The organism is Streptomyces sp. NPDC127092 (assembly GCF_042722475.1).
In the GTDB taxonomy this organism is placed as follows: domain Bacteria; phylum Actinomycetota; class Actinomycetes; order Streptomycetales; family Streptomycetaceae; genus Streptomyces.
The window spans coordinates 1-1,301 of the sequence record NZ_JBHXFE010000272.1; the positions used below are offsets into that span (position 1 = coordinate 1).

Below are 1,301 nucleotides of genomic sequence, written 5' to 3' on the forward strand. Positions count from 1 at the left end.
GCGATGGGGAGCATGCCGCCCTCCCCCATGCCTTTGGCGCCGAAGGGGCCGGCGCCGTGTCCCTGCTCCTGGGTGATCGAGACGAACCGCTCGGGGAGGTCCTCCGCGAGTGGGACGCGGTACAGCAGTGCCTCTGCGTTGAGGAGTTCACCGTTCTCGTAGCGCATTTCCTCGAACAGTGCCTGCGCGAGTCCCAGTACGGCGGCGTCGGGGAGGGTGTAGTCGTTTACTGCAACTATTGGGGCCCACCGTAGGGCGAATTCGACGAGTCGGTGATCGTCTCGGGTGCCGTGTCCGGGCACAGAGCCTGGGATGTGTGCTGGCCCGTTCACTGTAGGTCCGAGGGGGCGAATCCGGTTTCCAGCCGCTGCCGGACGGTGGCGAGGTAGCGGGCGGCGTCGGCGCCGTCGACGATGCGGTGGTCGTAGGACAGTGACAGGTACGCCATCGACTTCACGTCGATCTGGAGTGCGCCGCCGTCGCGATGGGTGGGGACGAGGCGTTCGACGACGGTTCCGATGCCGAGGATGGCGGATTGGGGTTGGTTGATGATTGGGGCGTCGAAGAGTGCCCCGCGGCCGCCGGTGTTGGTGATGGTGAACGTGCCACCGGAGAGGTCGTCGGGGCGGATGGCGCCGGTGCGCACACTGTCAGCGGCACCGGCGATCGCCCGGGCGAGTGCGGGGATCCGCAACCCGTTGGCATCGCGGATGACGGGCACCATGAGGCCTTTGTCGCTGTCGACGGCCATCCCGAGGTGCACTGCCCCGTGGTAGGTCACCTCGGTGCAGTCGGTGTCGAGCGAGGCGTTGATGACCGGATGGTGTGAGAGCGCTTCGGTGGCGGCGGCGACGAAGAACGGCAGGAACGACAGCTTCACCCCGGTCCGGCGGTGGAAGTCTTCCTTCTCCCGGTTGCGCAGCCGGGCGATCTCGGTGACGTCGACCTCGATGACGGTGGTCAATTGCGCTGATGTCTGCAGGGATTCGACCATCCGCTGTGCGATGGTCCGCCGAATCCGGGGCAGCTTTTCCACCCGGTCGCCCGCGGATGGCAGTGCAGCAGCCTCCGGGGTAGTGGGGTTCGATACGGGTGCACGTGCCGGAGCAGGAGTGGCGGCTATCGGTGCAGGCGTGGGAGTCGCCTGGGCAGGAGGGGGTGCCGGTGTGTCCTGGGTTTCACTGCCTTGTGCGGTGAGGACGGCGAGTGCCGCGCCGACCTCGACGACAGCGTCTTCCGTGGCGATGATCTCGAGGAGGGTGCCTGAGGCGGGGGAGGGGATCTCGGTGTCGACTTTGTCG

General features: G+C 67.2%; 1 protein-coding gene. It reads right to left on the reverse strand.

From position 1 onward, the window contains the following. Positions 1-328: 328 nt before the first annotated feature. Positions 329-1,301 (reverse strand): 2-oxo acid dehydrogenase subunit E2 (locus tag ACFWJO_RS39600; protein WP_386873129.1); only part of this gene is annotated, 973 nt, incomplete at its 5' end.